The 14,035-nt window shown below is 66.6% G+C and carries 12 protein-coding genes and 1 tRNA gene; 5 read left to right on the plus strand and 8 right to left on the minus strand.

The window, feature by feature from the left end; all coding sequences use genetic code 11:
- The first annotated feature begins 6 nt into the window (after positions 1–6).
- Together ACFFU4_RS02645 and ACFFU4_RS02650 are read left to right on the plus strand one after the other, a co-directional pair.
- Positions 7–723, plus strand: coding sequence for a DUF599 domain-containing protein (locus ACFFU4_RS02645; RefSeq protein ID WP_377066835.1), 717 nt, complete (start codon positions 7–9; stop codon positions 721–723).
- Positions 724–759: 36 nt separating this feature from the next.
- A complete protein-coding gene (locus tag ACFFU4_RS02650; protein ID WP_377066773.1) occupies positions 760–1,128 on the plus strand; it encodes a hypothetical protein in 369 nt (122 codons plus the stop codon).
- A gap of 95 nt (positions 1,129–1,223) precedes the next feature.
- Here ACFFU4_RS02650 and ACFFU4_RS02655 read toward each other — a convergent pair whose 3' ends face one another.
- The 4 genes from ACFFU4_RS02655 to ACFFU4_RS02670 are packed head-to-tail and all read right to left on the minus strand — an operon-like array spanning position 1,224 to position 7,933.
- Positions 1,224–3,275, minus strand: a complete 2,052-nt coding sequence (locus ACFFU4_RS02655; protein ID WP_377066775.1) for a glutamine amidotransferase — start codon at positions 3,273–3,275, stop codon at positions 1,224–1,226.
- Positions 3,272–6,040: a DUF4159 domain-containing protein gene (locus tag ACFFU4_RS02660; protein WP_377066777.1), complete on the minus strand. Its 2,769-nt coding sequence runs from the start codon at positions 6,038–6,040 to the stop codon at positions 3,272–3,274. The genes ACFFU4_RS02655 and ACFFU4_RS02660 overlap by 4 nt, the downstream gene beginning before the upstream one ends.
- Positions 6,037–6,924: a DUF58 domain-containing protein gene (locus ACFFU4_RS02665; protein ID WP_377066779.1), complete on the minus strand. Its 888-nt coding sequence runs from the start codon at positions 6,922–6,924 to the stop codon at positions 6,037–6,039. The genes ACFFU4_RS02660 and ACFFU4_RS02665 overlap by 4 nt, the downstream gene beginning before the upstream one ends.
- Before the next feature lies 1 nt (position 6,925).
- Positions 6,926–7,933, minus strand: coding sequence for an AAA family ATPase (locus ACFFU4_RS02670; protein WP_377066781.1), 1,008 nt, complete (start codon positions 7,931–7,933; stop codon positions 6,926–6,928).
- A 68-nt stretch (positions 7,934–8,001) separates the two neighbouring features.
- On the opposite strand from ACFFU4_RS02670, the gene ACFFU4_RS02675 reads away from it, so the two are divergent.
- The 3 genes from ACFFU4_RS02675 to ACFFU4_RS02685 all read left to right on the plus strand — a co-directional run bounded on the left by ACFFU4_RS02675 (position 8,002) and on the right by ACFFU4_RS02685 (position 9,650).
- On the plus strand, positions 8,002–8,586 hold the full coding sequence (locus ACFFU4_RS02675; RefSeq protein ID WP_377066783.1) for a DUF1285 domain-containing protein: 585 nt from the start codon (positions 8,002–8,004) through the stop codon (positions 8,584–8,586).
- 53 nt (positions 8,587–8,639) lie between these two features.
- Positions 8,640–8,713 (plus strand) — tRNA-Gly (locus ACFFU4_RS02680).
- A 34-nt stretch (positions 8,714–8,747) separates the two neighbouring features.
- Positions 8,748–9,650 (plus strand): toll/interleukin-1 receptor domain-containing protein, encoded by a 903-nt coding sequence (locus ACFFU4_RS02685; protein WP_377066785.1) that lies wholly within the window; start codon positions 8,748–8,750, stop codon positions 9,648–9,650.
- Between the two features lie 188 nt (positions 9,651–9,838).
- Here the strand turns inward: ACFFU4_RS02685 and lpdA are convergent, their stop codons facing one another.
- From lpdA to odhB, 4 genes are all read right to left on the minus strand, one after another.
- Positions 9,839–11,233, minus strand: coding sequence for a dihydrolipoyl dehydrogenase (gene lpdA, locus ACFFU4_RS02690; RefSeq protein WP_377066787.1), 1,395 nt, complete (start codon positions 11,231–11,233; stop codon positions 9,839–9,841).
- 142 nt (positions 11,234–11,375) lie between these two features.
- Complete coding sequence (locus ACFFU4_RS02695) at positions 11,376–11,771, minus strand: MAPEG family protein (RefSeq protein ID WP_377066789.1); 396 nt, start codon at positions 11,769–11,771, stop codon at positions 11,376–11,378.
- Between the two features lie 9 nt (positions 11,772–11,780).
- Entirely contained in the window at positions 11,781–12,494 is a 714-nt protein-coding gene (locus tag ACFFU4_RS02700; RefSeq protein WP_377066791.1) for a hypothetical protein, read from the minus strand.
- A gap of 12 nt (positions 12,495–12,506) precedes the next feature.
- Positions 12,507–14,033 (minus strand): 2-oxoglutarate dehydrogenase complex dihydrolipoyllysine-residue succinyltransferase, encoded by a 1,527-nt coding sequence (odhB, locus tag ACFFU4_RS02705; RefSeq protein ID WP_377066793.1) that lies wholly within the window; start codon positions 14,031–14,033, stop codon positions 12,507–12,509.
- Positions 14,034–14,035: the final 2 nt, after the last annotated feature.

The following is a 14,035-nucleotide window of genomic DNA, read 5'->3' on the forward strand; positions in this document are numbered from 1 at the left end:
ATGGAGATGCTCAACGACGCGCTGGGGCATTTCACGCCGCGCGATCTCGCCGCCTTCCTCACGCTCGTCGGCGCGTGGGCGGGGGTGACGCTTCTGATCGAGCACGCGCCGCGCCGCTTTCCCTCGACCTCGAACCTGATGGCGCAGTATCGCCGCGAATGGATGGTGCAATTCGTCGCCCGCGATCCGCGCATCTTCGATTCGCAGATCATCGGGCAGCTCAGGCAAGGCACCTCGTTCTTTGCCTCGGCGACGCTCATCGCAATCGGTGGCACACTGGCCCTGCTGGGCGAGGTCGAGCGGCTGATCGGGCTCGCCGATGACCTGATGGACGGCACCGCGCCGGTGATCGTCTGGGAGGTCAAGATCCTGGTGATCGTCGCCTTTCTCACCAACGCCTTTCTGAAGTTCGTCTGGGCGAACCGGCTGTTCGGCTATTGCGCGGTGGTGATGGCGGCGGTACCGAACGATCCCGCCGACCCGGCGGCGCTGCCGCGCGCGCAAAAGGCGGCGGAGATCAACATCACCGCCGCGCGCGGCTTCAACCGGGGGCTGCGCGCGCTCTATTTCGCGCTGACCGCGGCGGCGTGGCTCTTGGGGGCCTGGGCCCTGCTGCTGGCGGTGGCGATCACACTCATGGTGCTGCTCAGGCGCGAGTTTGCCTCTCTGTCGCGTGCCGTGCTGATGCGCCCGGAAGGCGACGGGCCGGACACGCGGTCGTGAGTGCATATTGCGACCACACCGGTTATAATGTCGCTCATGAGACAGATCGCCTTTCCGTTCGCCGCGGCGCTTGCCGCATTGCTCGCCGCCCCTGTGTTTGCGCATGAGCCCAGGATCCTCGACGCGACGGCCACCAAGTCGGGCATGTCGTGGCGTGTCGATGTCACGCTGGAGCATCCCGATACCGGTTGGGATCACTACGCCGACGGGTGGGAAGTGCTCGACGCCGACGGCAACCGCATCGGCTACCGACTGCTGCACCATCCGCATGTCAAGGAACAGCCCTTCACCCGCTCGCTCACCAATCTCGACCTGCCCGACGGCACGCGCACGATCTATATCCGCGCGAATTGCTCGGTCGATGGCTGGGGAGACGAGAGAGTCCGCGTCGATCTCGAACCCTGAAGACGGACCGGCGCGACCGGCGGCAAAGCGAATAGCGTTCATTCGCATTCGCATCCGGGAAGCTCAAGACCGGGGCCTGCTCTCGCGTGACGCGTTCAGCGCCGCCCCTCGCGCAGCCAGCCTGTGGTGAGGAACCCGGCGGCCAGCAACAGCACCAGCCAGGGCGGCAGGAGCGCCATGCTGCGCACGCTCACCGTCTCGTAGGCGCCGCGCGGGGTGATCCCGATCCAGCCGCGCCCGGCGGCGGGGCGGCCCGACCGCACCTCTCGGATCGCCGGGAGCCCGTCCTCAAGCGCGAGCGCGCCGCCGCCCGTGGGCGCGATGGCGGGATCGAGCACCTCGCCGGTGGCCAGCGTGCGCTCGAACTCGACTGGCGCCGCCGGGCCGAGGCCGATCACCGCCGTCCGGTCGCCGTTCTCCAGCCGGTAGAGCCCGATTTCCGGCCCCTCGTAGACCGTCTCGAACCGCCCCGGGGCCACCTCCTCGAGAGAGCGGACCACCTCGTCGCCCGAAGGCGTGGTGATGGTCAGGTCGGGCACCGCCTCGGACAGGGTGCGCCGGGTGATGCGCATGGTCTGTCCGGTCGCCTCGGCGCGCAGCGCCTCTTCCTCAAGCTCGGGCTCCTTCATCATCCAGTGCGCCAGCCGCCGCAGCAGGTCTAGCTGCGGCCCGCCGCCCTCGTAGCCTCGCCCCCAGAGCCAGGCATGATCGGAGGCCAGCAGCGCCACGCGCCCTTCGCCAACCCGGTCGAGCACCAGCAGCGGGCGATCCCCCGCGCCGGTCATCACCACCTCGCCGTCCGCGTCGGGCTCCACCTCGATCTGGCGCAGCCAGCGGCCCCATTCACCCTCCGGTGCCTCGCCGAGTCCCGCCGTCACCGGGTGGCGCTGCCCCAGGTCGCTGATCTGCGGGCGGTATCCCTCCTCGACCACGCGCGCGGTGGGGCGGGCAGGGACCATTTGCTCGAACGGGCCGCGATAGATGCTCTCGGCCCCTGCGAAATCGGGGCCCGCGGCCAGCAGCACCGCGCCGCCCCGCTCGACATACTGGCGGATATTCTCGAGATAGATCGACGGCAGGATGCCGCGCCGCCGGTAACGGTCGAAGATGATGAGGTCGAATTCGTCCACCTTCTCGAGGAACAGCTCGCGTGTGGGGAAGGCGATGAGCGACAGCTCGCGCACCGGCACGCCGTCCTGTTTCTCGGGCGGACGCAGGATGGTGAAATGCACGAGGTCCACGGAACTGTCGGATTTCAGCAGGTTGCGCCATGTCCGCGTGCCCGCGTGCGGCTGTCCCGAGACCAGCAGTACGCTCAGCCGATCGCGCACGCCGTTGATCTGCACCAGCGCGGTATTGTTGCGGTCGGTCAGCTCTCCGTCGGCGGCGGGGGTGGAGAATTGCAGCACGTTGCGCCCGCCATGCGGCAGCGTGAGCGGCAGCGTCACCTCGCGCCCCAGCGGGGCGTCGTAGCGTTGCGGCGGCGCACCATCGACGGAGATATCCACGGGCACGGTCGTCACGTCCTCGGGCGCGTCGCCCTCGTCGGCGATCGTGAGCGTCAGGCGCACCTCTTCGCCCAGGATGGCAAAGGCCGGGGCATTGTCGATGCGCAGCCGCCGGTCCCAGTCGCCCTCGCGGCCCGTGTGCAGGAGGTGCAGCGGCGCGGGCATGTCCGGGGCGGCGTCGGTATCGTGCGCCTGCCCGTCCGACAGCAGGATCGCGCCCGCGATCCGCCCGCGCGGCAGCTCTGCCAGTGCCTCGGAGAGCGCCCCCATCACCAGCGAGCCGCGATTGTCGGGGGCATCCCCCACCGTGACGCGGCGCAGCTCGGTATTGTCGCGCGCCTCGATCCGGGCGGCGAGTGTCTCGGTGGCGGCGGCGGTGGTTTCCGCGCGGTCCGCGAGCCGCTGGCTGGCGCTGCGGTCATCCACCAGCAGCACGATATCGCTGAGCGGCTCGCGCTCTTCCTGCCGGTAGGAGGGGCCCGAGAGCGCGGCGATCAGCACCAGCGCGGCCAGCGCCCTGAGCGCCCAGCCCGCCAGCCCACGCCGCGCCGCGAGGACAAGCCCCGCACCCGAGACCACCGCCAGCGCGGCGACGAACCACAGCGGCACGAGCGGGTCGAAGATCACCGTGCCGGTCATTGTCCCAGCCTTTCCAACAGCGCGGGCACGTGCACCTGATCGGATTTGTAATTGCCGGTGAGCACGTGCATCACAAGATTGACGCCGAAGCGATAGGCCATCTCGCGCTGCCGCTCGCCGGTATAGCCGCGCCCCACCGGAAAGAGCGGGTCACCCTGCTCGGTCACGGCCCAGGCCGCCGCCCAGTCATTGCCGCCGATCACCACCGGCGTCACCCCGTCGTTGAGATCGCGGAACGGCATGCCCTCGGCCCGCTCGGCATCGGGCGGCGCGGCCTCGACCCAGACGTCGCGGCCCCTGTGACGGCCGGGAAACTCGCTGAGCAGGTAGAAGGTGCGGGTCAGGACGTGATCCTCTGGCACCGGCTCCAGCGGCGGAATGTCGAGCGGGGCGGCCAGCCGTTGCAGCCGCGCCCCGTTGGGCGAGGCCGCGCCATAGCCCGCGATATCGGCATCGCGCGTGTCAAAAAGGATCAGCCCGCCGTTGCGCAGGTAATCGTTGAGCCGGGCATAGGCGTCCGCCGACGGCAGCGGCTGATCCGGGGTGATCGGCCAGTAGAGCATCGGGTAGAAGGCGAGCTCGTCGCGCTCGAGATCGACGCCGATGGGTGCCGCGGGCTCGACCGAGGTGCGGAAGGTGAGCACGCGCCCCAGCCCCCGCAGGCCGGCGCGCGCGGCATCGTCCACCTGTGCATCGCCGGTGAGCACGTGGGCGAGCACCGTCTCGGACGTGGCCGCGATCGCGCGCGCGTCGCCGCCGGCCTGCGCCTGCGCCGGGCCGGGTGGTATCACGACAAGCGTCAGTGCCATCAGCACCGCAGCCACCGCGCCCCCGCGCCATAGCCGCCCGGAGAGCGCCAGCGCCGCGAGGATATCCGCCACCATCAGCGCCAGCGCCGCCGACAAAAGCCATCCGCCCAGCGGTGTCTCGGGGTCGAGCGCCAGCCCTTCGACGGGCACGCGCGCGGGCCAGTCCGCCGCCGCGATCCGCGTGTCGGACCCGATCACGTTGCGCGCCACGCGCCGCTCGGGGCCTTCGTAGATGCCGGGCAAGAGATCCGGGCCGAGGGCCGCGTCGAGCAGACGTTCGCCCGCCACGCCGGGCCGTGTGCCGGCGTCCTGCAGGCGCCCGAACCCGTCGAGCACCTGCACCGGCTGCCATGTCGTCCCGGCAAGCTCTGCCGGTGACGGGGCGGCCCGGGTCGAGGACACCGCGAGCCGGTCGAGCATCTGCACGAACAGCCCCGACAGCGGCAGCGACGACCATTCGGCATTGGCCGTGACGTGGAACAGCACCACCTGCCCCGCGCCGATCCGCTTGCGCGTGACCAGCGGCGTGCCATCGCCAAGCTCCGCGATCACGCGGTCGGCGAGCGTGGGGTCGGGCTGCGCCAGCACCTGCGCGCTGACGTTGACATCCCCGGGGATGTCGAGGCCGCGAAACGGGCTGCCCTCAGGGAACGGGGCAAGTGTCTTGGGCGCGCCCCAGCTCATCGCGCCGCCCACCGTGCGCCCGCCGGCGCGGAGGCGTACCGGCATGAGCGGGGCCTCCTGCCCGCGCGACACATCGCTCGCCGCCAGCCGCGGCCCGGCAAAGCGCACCAGCACGCCGCCCGCCGCGACCCATTCGGACAGCGCGTCCTGTTCCGCCGGCGAAAGCGTCGCCACATCGGCCAGCACCACGGCGTCGGGATTGGCGGGCATGAGATCGAGCAGCGCGCCCTCGAGGATCTCGGCATTGGGGGCGAGCGCCTTGCGCAGGTAGTAGAGCGGTGACAGAAGCTCCAGCCCCTCGCGGTCCTCGCGGCCCGCGACCAGCGCCACCTCGCGCCGCCGCAGCCCGTCATCGGACAGGCTCACCGCGCCCGCATGGCGCGCGCCGGCGATTTCGAACCGATCGATCCGGGCGCGCAATTCGGGCGGCAGCGACAGGCGGCCCGTGGCCTCGGCGGCGCCAGCCTCAAATGTCAGCGGCAGGCGCGCCAGCACCCGCTCGACCCCTGCCGGATCGCGGCCATGCGCGGCGATCTCGATGTCGCGCGTGCCCTGCGTGCCCGCGCGCAACGCCCGAATGGCCACCATCCCGTCCTCGAGGGTGGGGGGGGTCAGCGCAAGCAGGGGCCGCGCGCTTTCGTGCACCACCACCGGGCCGCGCGCCTCGAGCGCGCCCAGCAGGCTCTCACGCCCGTCGCGGTCCAACCCGTCGGAGAACCAGCGTGTCTCGACCGCGCCTTCGGGCAGGAGCGCCGCGGCCTCGGCATAGCTTGTGGGCTGCGCGCTCCACGCCGCGGGCGCAAGCCCCGGCAGCCGGCTGCGCAGGTCGGCGGCGGCGCGGAACACCGGGCGTTCCGGCGCGCCCAGCCGCAGCAGCGCGGCGGTGCGCCCGTCGCGCGCTGCCCGCGCAAGCTGTGCGTCGATCGAGGCGCGCAGGGCCGGCCAGTCGCGCGCGGCGGCCCAGCTATCCTCTACCACGATCAGCAGCGGCGCGTCGCTCGCCGCGTTGTCGGCGCCACGCGGATTGAGCACCGGGCCCGCCAGTCCGACGATGGCCGCGGCCACCGCCAGCATCCGCAACAAGAGCAGCCACCACGGCGTGCGGTCGGACACGCTGTCCTCGTCGCGCAGCCCGATGAGCAGCGCCACCCCGGGAAAGCGGCGACGCACCGGCGCGGGCGGCACCGCGCGCAGCAGAATCCACAGCAGCGGCAGCGCCACCAGCGCCCACAACAGCCACGGCGTGGTGAATCCGATGGCCGACAGGCTCATGTGTGCCCTCCCCGTCCCTCGGAGATGGCGCGGTGCAGCCACAGGAGCGCCGCCTGCGCCAGGCCATCGGTGTGGTGGCAGCCGTATTGCCAACCGGTCGCCGCCGCCAGCGCCGACAGCTCATCCTTGCGCGCTGCGAGCCGGGCGAGGTAGCGCTCGCGCAGGTCCGAAGCCTTGAGCGTCTCGTGGGTGATCCCGCCCGCCACGCTCTCGAAAACGGTGCGCCCGCGATAGGGAAATGCCTCTTCCGCCGGGTCGAGAACCTGTAGCAGCACGCCACGCACGCCGCGATCCGCCGCCGCCGTAAGGGCGGTGCGCACCGGGCCCGGATCGCCCAGGAAATCCGACACCAGCAGCGCGCGCCCGTGAGGCACGAGGCCGGACATGTCCGGCGCGGCGTGGTCCGCGCCGCTTTCGGCGGTGAGTGCTTCGGCCAGCCGCGCGATCTGCGCCGCGCCGCGCCGCGGCGGCAGCGCCGTGCCGGTCATCCCGACGCGTTCGCCGCCGCGGTCGAGCAGCAGCGCCACCGCCAGCGTCAGCAGCCGCGCGCGGTCCGCCTTTTCGGGCAGGTCGGTGCGCGAGGCAAACCGCATCGAGGCCGCGGGATCGACCCAAAGCATCACGCTCTGCGCCAGTTTCCATTCGCGCTGCCGGACGAATTGCGCATCCGAACGGGCCGAGCGCCGCCAGTCGATCATCCGGCGGCTGTCACCCGGCATCACCGGACGGTATTGCCAGAAATCGTCGCCGGTGCCCGCACGCCTGCGCCCGTGCTCGCCCATCATCACCGTGCGCGCCAGCCGGTCGGCGCTCGCCAGAAGCGGCGGCAGGCGGGCGGTTTCCGCCTCGGCACGGGCGCGCAAGGTAGGGGCGGGCTCGGCCATCTCAGGCTGCCGCCTCGGTACGGGTGGTGTCCTCGACCAGCCGCGAGATCAGCGCGCCGAGGCTGTCGCCGCGTGCCCGTGCCGCAAAGTTGAGCGCCATGCGGTGGCTCAGCACCGGCATCGCCATCGCAGCCACATCGCTCGCATCCGGGGCGAGACGGCCCTGCAACATCGCCCGCGCGCGCACCGTCAGCATCAGCGCCTGCGCTGCGCGCGGCCCCGGCCCCCATGCCACGTTCTCGCGCACCGTTTGGGACGCGCCCGGCTCCTCGGGGCGGCCCGCACGCACCAGATCGAGGATCATCTCCATCACGCTCTCGCCCACCGGCATCCGCCGCAGCATCCGCTGCGCGGCGATGAGCTCTTCGGGCGTGAACACGCCGTGCGCCTCTTCCTCGTCGGCACCTGTGGTGGCCAGCAGGATCGCGCGCTCGGTGTCGCGGTCAGGATACGGCACCTCGACCTGCACGAGGAAACGGTCGAGCTGCGCCTCGGGCAGAGGATAGGTGCCTTCCTGCTCGATCGGGTTCTGCGTGGCCAGCACATGGAAGGGCGCGTCGAGCGCGCGGGTCTCGCCCGCCACGGTCACCTGCCGCTCCTGCATCGCCTGCAACAGCGCCGATTGCGTGCGCGGGCTTGCGCGGTTGATCTCATCGGCCATCAGAAGCTGGCAGAAGATCGGCCCCTCGATGAACTTGAAGGCGCGGCGGCCGTCATCCGAGGTTTCGAGCACCTCGCTCCCGAGGATGTCGGCAGGCATCAGGTCGGGGGTGAACTGCACCCGGTTGGTGCCGAGCCCCATCACCGTGCCCAGTGTTTCCACCAGCCGGGTCTTGCCCAGCCCCGGCAGGCCGATCAAGAGACCATGACCACCGCACAGAAGCGCCGAGAGCGACAGATCGACGACGCGCTCCTGCCCGATGAAACGCCGGGTGATCGAGGCCCGCGCGCGCGCCAGCTTATCCTCCAGCGCCTCCAGCCCGGCAACGAGATCGGTCTCTTCGGTCATGGCAAAACTCCGGTTGGGCCTATATCCTGATATGGAATGTATCCTCTCGAACTGAAATGGCAAAAGCAATGAGTGCACGCCCTGTCACGACTCCGTCAGCCGAAAACCTCGCCGCCTCGGCGCGTGCCGCGAAATCCGACGGCCATGACCTGCCGCCGGTGCATGCGTGGAACCCGCCCTTCCGCGGTGATCTCGACATGCGGATCGCCCGCGACGGGACGTGGTTCTATCTTGGCACGCCCATCAACCGCCCCGCGCTTGTGCGTCTGTTTTCCACCATTCTCCGCAAGGACGGCGACAGGTACTTCCTCGTCACCCCGGTGGAAAAGGTGGGAATCACCGTCGATGACGCACCCTTCGTCGCCGTGGATTTCGAGCGGACGGGCGACGGCGAGGGTCAGAGCCTGCGGTTCGCAACCAATGTGGGCGATCACGTCACCGCCGGGCCGGATCATCCGATCCGGGTGGAGCGCGACTCCGGGACCGGCGAGCCGTCGCCTTACGTCCATGTCCGCGCCGACCTCGAGGCGCTGATCGACCGCAAGAGCTTTTACCGGCTTGTCGAGATCGGGGATCGCCGCGACGGGTGGTTCGGCCTGTGGTCGGGCGGCGCGTTCTTTGCCATCATCCCCGAGGCGGAGTTGCCGGAATAGCGCGCGCTTTGCTCTTGCGGCGCGGGCGCATTTGCGGGTAATCAAGGCACGTCGCGGGTGTAGCTCAATGGTAGAGCAGCAGCTTCCCAAGCTGACGACGAGGGTTCGATTCCCTTCACCCGCTCCATTGCCCTCGTCGACCGTTTGGTTACACTAGCGTCATGTTACTCACGCCTTCCGAACGAGCAACATACAAGACAGAGATTGCCCATCGGCTTTCACCACTTTCGTGGTCAGAAGTTGATGTGATCTTAGACGAGTTTGGTGCAAACACTCAGGACATGTGGAGCGGTGACGTATTTTCGTACGTGGTCACCATGATTAAGGGACTTGGGGATTTACCGCTCCGGCAACTCGCGGCGCACCTTAATATCGAGACTGGTGAGAACAGCGTTCTAGATCCACCCGTGTTTTGGATAGAAGGACAGCTATGGGTCTTTCTCTCACACCTCTCCAAGCACAAAATCTTTGCATCTGAGCTTCAAGCAGCGCTTGCGACATACGGAATTTGCTCTTTTGTCGCCCATGAAGACATAGAACCGGATGCCGAATGGCAGGAAGAAATTGAAAAGGCACTCCGAACTTGCGATGCCTTAGTTGCACTTCTGAATGAGGGCTTTAACCAAAGCACTTGGACCGATCAAGAGGTAGGATATGCTCTTGGACGCGGTGTCCCTGTGTTTTCGGTTAGGTTGGACATCGCACCGTATGGGCTTTTTGGTAAGAAGCAAGCCTTTAATGGAAAAGGAAAAGATGCTGCATCTATTGCCAACGAACTCTACGATGCTTATCGAAAGCACCCTAAGACTCGCGACAAACTCGCGGACATAGTAGTCGATCGCTTTTGCAATAGTGGCTCGTTTGCTGAAGCCAAGGCCAATAGCAAACAAGTAGAAGAGCTAGAAGTTTGGAAGTCTGAATACAAATCACGCCTCCGTGACGCGGTTAATAACAACGGGCAAGTCAAGCATTCTTGGGGAGTTCCCGAAAAGATTGAAGCAGTGATAAAGAAACACGATCCGGACGCCGTTAAAGAGGATTTTGACGACAAAATCCCTTTTTGATTCGCCTAGAAAAATTCATCAGTAAGAATATAAGAGTAAAAGTTACTACTTCATTTGAAACAAGGAAAGCGAAATTCACCACGGAGTCACCAAGCTGACGACGAGGGTTCGATTCCCTTCACCCGCTCCAGTCCCTTCACACAGGTCCGGCCGATACCGGCGCGACGCGAGCGCCGCGCCGGCGGGGTTCAGGCGTGGATCGCGCCGTCGCCGCAGGCGAGCGCCGCCTCGCGCACCGCCTCGGAATAGGTGGGGTGGGCGTGGCAGGTGAGGGCGAGGTCCTCGGCGCTTGCGCCGAATTCCATCGCGACGCAGATCTCGTGGATGAGATCGCCCGCCATCGGCCCGATGATATGCGCGCCGAGGATGCGATCGGTCGCCTTGTCGGCGAGAATCTTGACGAAGCCGTCGGCGGCGAAATTCGCCTTGGCGCGACCATTACCCATGAAGGAAAACTTGCCGACCTTGTAGGCACGGCCTTGATCTTTCAGGGTTTCCTCGGTCTCGCCCACGTTGGCGACCTCGGGGTGGGTGTAGATCACGCCGGGGATCACGCCGTAGTTGACGTGGCCGTGCTTGCCCACCAGCACCTCGGCCACGGCCATGCCCTCGTCCTCGGCCTTGTGGGCGAGCATCGGGCCCTCGATGGCGTCGCCGATGGCGTAGACGCCCTTGATATTAGTCTGCCAATCACGGCCCACCGCGACCTGCCCGTGCTTGGTCATCTCGACGCCGAGGCCGTCGAGGCCGAGCCCTTCGGTATAGGGCTTGCGCCCGGTGGCCACGAGGACGACATCGGCGTCGAGCTGATGCTCGCTGTCGTCCTTGCGCAGCTTGTAGTGCACCTTGGCCTTGGTCTTGAGCGTCTCGACGGTGTGGACGGCGGCGCCCATGACGAAATCAATGCCTTGTTTCTTCAGGATTTTCTGGAAGTTCTTCTGGACCTCGCCGTCCATGCCCGGGGTGATGGCATCGAGGAACTCGACCACCGTGACCTGCGCGCCGAGGCGGGCATAGACCGAGCCCATCTCGAGCCCGATCACGCCGCCGCCGATCACCACCATGCTCTTGGGAACCTTGGACAATTCCAGCGCGCCGGTGGAGGTGACGACGACCTTCTCGTCGATGGTGACATCGGCGCCGGGAACGGAGGCCGACTCGGAGCCGGAGGCGATGACGATGTGCTTGGCATCATGGGTCTCGTCGCCCACCTTGACCTTGCCCGCCCCGGGGATCGAGGCCCAGCCCTTGATCCAGTCTATCTTGTTCTTTTTGAACAGGAATTCGATGCCCTTGGTGTTCTGGCCGATGACCTCGTCCTTGTACGCCTGCATCTGTTTCCAGTCGACCGAGGGCGACTTGCCCTTGAGCCCCATCCTGGCGAAATTGTGTTCCGCTTCATGGAGTTGGTGGGTGGCGTGCAGCAGCGCCTTGGAGGGGATGCAGCCGACGTTGAGGCAGGTGCCGCCCAGCGTCTCGCGGCCCTCGACCACGGCGGTTTTCAGCCCGAGCTGCGCGCAGCGGATGGCGCAGACATAGCCGCCGGGGCCGGAGCCGATGATGATCACGTCATAGGAGGCCATGGGTCAAATCCTTTCGTTTTTCGCGTCGGTACCCTGTCGGTATTTTGTCGGTATCGTGTCGGTGGCCGGGCGGGCAAGAGGGGGCGCTGCCCCCGTCGCGCGCGGCGCGACTCCCCCGGAATATTTTGGGCAAGATGAAGCATCAGACGAGCGCCGCCAAGAGCATGAGCAGGGTGGCGAGGAAGCCCACCGCCCAGATCAGCGAGCGCCACGGGCGCAGACCGACGTAATAGGCCGGGATATAGACCACGCGGGCGGCGAAGTAGGTGAAGGCGCAGGCGGCGGTGAAGAGGCTCGACTTGTCGCCGAGGGTGACGGCGACGCAGGCGATGGTGAAGAGGATCAGCCCCTCGAAATGGTTGGTCAGCGCGCGGCCAAGGCGGGCGGTGCCGTCGGACATCTGCCGCGACGGTTCGCGGTCGCGCGGCGAGGTGGTGTAGCCAGGGCCAAGCTCGAGGTTCGCCGGGATGGCGTAGAGCAGGTATTGGACGACCTGCAGGAGCGCGGCGAGGGTGAGGGCGGTGAGTTCGGGGGTCATCGGTTCGCTTCAAAAGGGTACTTCATCATTTGACCCATCATGTATTTCATTATTGGTTACTTCGTCTGGCGTTTCGCGGAGGTCCTGAATCTGTATTCTTTTTCTAGAGTCCTCAATTAAAGCCTGCTCACTCTCTTCTTCCAGCTTATCGGCACCGATCAGCGCAGAAATTGTACCGATCGCAGGAGGCAAATCGGCGAGTAAAGATGTCGTTCCAACCGCGAAAGCACCAATTGCCGCCAACAGAATGCCAACACGAGCGATATCCGTTCTGGGCGCAAGAATGAGTATCTGTAGATGATCAAAAATGTTCGAAGCTTTCGCTTTATTTTCTTCCGAAATATCAGAACGACTTATCATCGAACGAAGAGCTTCGATATTACACAAGATTTCTTTTCTCGTTGGACGCGATAGTGCAACGGAGTCTGTGGAATTTTTGGGTGACAAACGAAGACTCAGGCGAGTTGCCAAAGCTGCAACACTTGCTCGAAACGGATCAAAGTCCTCCCGGATATTGCTCGGGGAGATTAGTGATAGCTCGCCGATCCCTAATTCCTCTGCAGCAGCAGAAAGAATTTGAACATATTCAAGTAATTCATATGGTTCGTTCCCCCCATTGTTCATATCGAAGCGCTCGTCTAAGCGCTTCTCAACCAAATCGCGCAGTTGCAGCCAACGCGCCTCTGGCTCCAGAGGAAGGTCCATAAAATCGCTGGCTGCCACTAGTGACATCTTTTACAAATCCATCAGCAACCGCCGAGGATCTTCGAGCGCGTCCTTGACCCGCACGAGGAACGTTACCGCGCCCTTGCCGTCGACGATGCGGTGGTCGTAGCTGAGCGCCAGATACATCATCGGGCGTGCCTTGATCTCGCCGTTCACGACCATGGGCCGCTGCTGGATCTTGTGCATGCCGAGGATACCCGATTGCGGCGGGTTGAGGATGGGTGAGGACATCAGCGAGCCGTAGACGCCGCCGTTGGAGATGGTGAAGGTGCCGCCCTGCATCTCGGCCATCGAGAGCTTGCCGTCGCGGGCGCGGGCGCCCTTTTCGGCGATGGCCTTCTCGATCGCGGCAAAGCTCATCTGGTCGGCGTCGCGGATCACCGGCACGACAAGGCCGGTGGGCGTGCCCGCGGCGACGCCCATGTGGACGAAGTTCTTGTAGACCACGTCGGTGCCGTCGATCTCGGCGTTGACCTCGGGCACCTCCTTGAGCGCGTGGCAGCACGCCTTGGTGAAGAACGACATGAAGCCGAGTTTCACGCCGTGCTTCTTGTTGAACTCGTCCTTGTACTGATTGCGCAGCGCCATCACCTCGGTCATGTCCACCTCGTTATAGGTGGTGAGCATGGCGGCGGTGTTCTGGCTGTCCTTGAGGCGGCGGGCGATGGTCTGGCGCAGCCGCGTCATCTTGACCCGCTCCTCGCGCGCCGCGTCCTCTGCCGGGGAGGGCGCGCGGGGGGCCTGTGCAGGGGCGGCGGCAGGGGCGGCGGAAGAGCCCGGTTTCGAGGCGGAGCCGGCCTTGGCCACGTCCTCCTTCATCACCCGGCCGTCGCGGCCCGAGCCCTCGACCTGATCGCGGCTGACGCCCTTTTCGGCCATCGCCTTTTTCGCTGAGGGGGCATCCTCGACATCCTTGGCCGAGGATTCGGGCGCGCTGTCCGCCGCCGGGGCGTCTTCGGACTTGGCGGGGCTTGCGGCCCCGTCGCCCGAGGACATCAGCGCCAGCTTGCCGCCAGCTTGCACGGTCTCGCCCTCACCCGCGACGATTTCGGTCAGGGTGCCGGAGGCGGGGGCAGGCACCTCGACCGAGACCTTGTCGGTCTCCAGCTCGCACAGCATCTCGTCGGCATCGACGGCGTCGCCCACCGCCTTGAACCAGGTGGAGACGGTGGCCTCGGAGACGCTCTCGCCCAGGGTCGGGACCATGACGTCGATGCTCTCGCCCGAGCCGCCGCCGCTGTCCTTCTGCGCCGGGGCGTCGGGTTTCTTGTCGGCCTTGGCGGGGGCGGCCTTGCCCTCGCCCTCGGTGATGCTGGCGAGAAGGGCATCGACGCCCACGGTCTCGCCTTCCTGTGCCACGATCTCGCCCATGGTGCCCGCGGCGGGCGAGGGCACCTCGACCGTCACCTTGTCGGTTTCAAGCTCGCACAGCATCTCGTCGGCGGCGACGGGATCGCCCGGCTTCTTGAACCATGTGGCGACGGTCGCCTCGGTGACGGATTCGCCCAGGGTGGGGACGCGGACTTCGGTGCTCATCA

Source organism: Roseovarius ramblicola, assembly GCF_042430665.1.
In the GTDB taxonomy this organism is placed as follows: domain Bacteria; phylum Pseudomonadota; class Alphaproteobacteria; order Rhodobacterales; family Rhodobacteraceae; genus Roseovarius; species Roseovarius ramblicola.